Here is a 2,226-nt window from a genome sequence, read left to right on the forward strand (position 1 = left end):
TCGCACAGTCGCAGCGCAATAATCTTCAGAAAAGCCCCTGGATGTAGTAACAGTGCCTGGATAACAGGGATTCGCTTTTTCACTGCCGCTTGATTATGTTGCTGTTGCTCAAATTCAGCGGATTCCTCCATACCATTACGCACCCACAATGCCCCCAACACCAGTACGGTGCTAAACAGGAAAGGAATGCGCCAGCCCCAGCTCAAAAACTGCTCGTCAGTCGTCATCATACTAATCAGAGAAACCAGTCCAGTTGAAAGCAGTAACCCTACACCGTAGCCAACTTGTACACCGCTACTGTAAAAGGCTTTTTTATTTTTCGGCGCGCTTTCAACGGACAGCAATGCTGCGCCTCCCCATTCTCCGCCGACGGCAAATCCCTGAATAGCACGCAGCGTCACCAGTAAAATCGGTGCCCACCAGCCAATAGTCGAGAATGAAGGAAGAATACCAATCAATGCTGTTGCGATCCCCATCATCCAGACAGTCAGCATCAACATGCGCTTACGCCCCAGGCGGTCGCCAAAATGGCCGAAAATGACACCTCCAAGTGGACGGAAAAGGAATCCGACGCCAAAAGTGGCAAATGCTGCGAGAGTTCCCATTGCCGGGCTCACTTGTGGGAAAAACTCTCGATTAAATACCAGTGCTGCAGTAATGCCATAGAGTAAAAAATCGTACCAGTCGACGACGGCACCGGCAAAACTGCCTAATGCAGCTCGTCGGGCGCGACTTAACGAAAGCGTTCCTTCATCGGGACGCGTGGAGATGAGCGTGGAGTCCATAGTGTTCCTGTCTGTACTGTCTTTTTATAATTAGTATGGAAAAAGGTAACTCACATTGCCGTCGATCTATAAACGAACCTTATGAGACTACCGCGACAGAGAGCATCTGCAAATATTTTTATACCCGAAAATGAGCATGGAGGACGGATAGGGGCTACTGTAATGTGCTGGAAACGAAGAAAATTGTGGATTCAGGTGCGTATTAGAAATCAAAAGACAGAAAAATGTGATCGCTAAGGTAGCACTGGCTACTTGCTGGCGTTATTTTCGCAGATGAATTTTTCGAATTTTCTCAATGAGATTTGTGTCACTGACACGGGATGGGCTAATTGCTTGAATGATTGGCGGAGAGAGGGGGATTTGAACCCCCGGTAGAGTTGCCCCTACTCCGGTTTTCGAGACCGGTCCGTTCAGCCGCTCCGGCATCTCTCCGTTCAGATTGTTGCAATGATGCCAGGAAATTTGGCATTTTAACAGTCCCTGTCCGTGCAATTTTGTTCAAGTGACGAGTTTGCGAGCAAAACGATGATTAAGTGGCCCTGGAAAGTACAAGAAACCGTTCATGATGATGCAATTCCGTGGAAGGAAGCTCTGTCGATACCTCTTTTGACAAGTTTGACTGAGCAGGAGCAAAACAAATTAGTCACTCTTGCTGGACGTTTTTTGCAACAAAAACGGTTGGTTCCTTTACAAGGGGTTGAACTTGACGCTTTGAAAAGCGGTCGTATCGCCTTGCTGTTTTGTTTACCTGTTATGGAACTGGGGCTGGAATGGCTGGATGGTTTCCATGAAGTGTTAATTTATCCAGCACCATTTGTGGTAGACGATGAATGGGAAGACGATATAGGACTGGTACATAATCAACGCATCGTTCAGTCAGGTCAAAGCTGGCAGCAAGGCCCCATCGTACTGAATTGGCTCGATATACAGGATTCCTTCGATGCCTCTGGGTTTAATCTGATCATCCACGAAGTTGCACATAAACTGGACACCCGGAACGGCGATCGCGCCAGTGGTGTCCCCTTTATTCCTTTACGTGAAGTCGCGGGCTGGGAACACGATCTTCACGCGGCGATGAATAACATTCAGGACGAAATTGAATTAGTGGGCGAAAATGCCTCCAGCATTGATGCTTATGCCGCCAGTGACCCTGCAGAATGTTTTGCCGTGCTTTCCGAATACTTTTTTAGTGCCCCGGAGCTTTTTGCTCCTCGTTTCCCCTCTCTGTGGCAACGTTTCTGCCAATTTTATCAGCAGGAACCGCTGCAAAGACTGCGAAATGCGAATGAACGAGGCACATATTCAGCACCAGATGTTCATTAAATATCAAATTTGTTGCTTAATTAACCGATTGAAATAACGTGTGAATTTTAGTGTTGACACTCGCAGTGTCACTCAGTAATATTCGCCTCGTTCTCACGATTCCTCTGTAGTTCAGTCG

General features: G+C 47.4%; 2 protein-coding genes and 1 tRNA gene. 1 reads left to right on the forward strand and 2 read right to left on the reverse strand.

Annotation, left to right across the window (positions count from 1 at the left end; genetic code table 11):
• The coding region (locus EQY_RS0120995) for an MFS transporter (protein WP_000378579.1) at window positions 1-785 on the reverse strand (785 nt) is incomplete at its 3' end.
• Between the two features lie 342 nt (window positions 786-1,127).
• A tRNA-Ser gene (locus EQY_RS0121000) sits at window positions 1,128-1,217 on the reverse strand.
• 93 nt (window positions 1,218-1,310) lie between these two features.
• On the opposite strand from EQY_RS0121000, the gene mtfA reads away from it, so the two are divergent.
• Window positions 1,311-2,108: a DgsA anti-repressor MtfA gene (gene mtfA / locus EQY_RS0121005; protein WP_024165184.1), complete on the forward strand. Its 798-nt coding sequence runs from the start codon at window positions 1,311-1,313 to the stop codon at window positions 2,106-2,108.
• Window positions 2,109-2,226: the final 118 nt, after the last annotated feature.

The organism is Escherichia sp. TW14182 (assembly GCF_000208525.1).
Classification (GTDB): domain Bacteria; phylum Pseudomonadota; class Gammaproteobacteria; order Enterobacterales; family Enterobacteriaceae; genus Escherichia; species Escherichia ruysiae.

What these genes read in the sequence shown, in the direction of transcription:
- mtfA (WP_024165184.1), top strand. Translation starts at nt 1,311, where the DNA reads ATGATTAAGTGGCCCTGGAAAGTACAAGAAACCGTTCATGATGATGCA.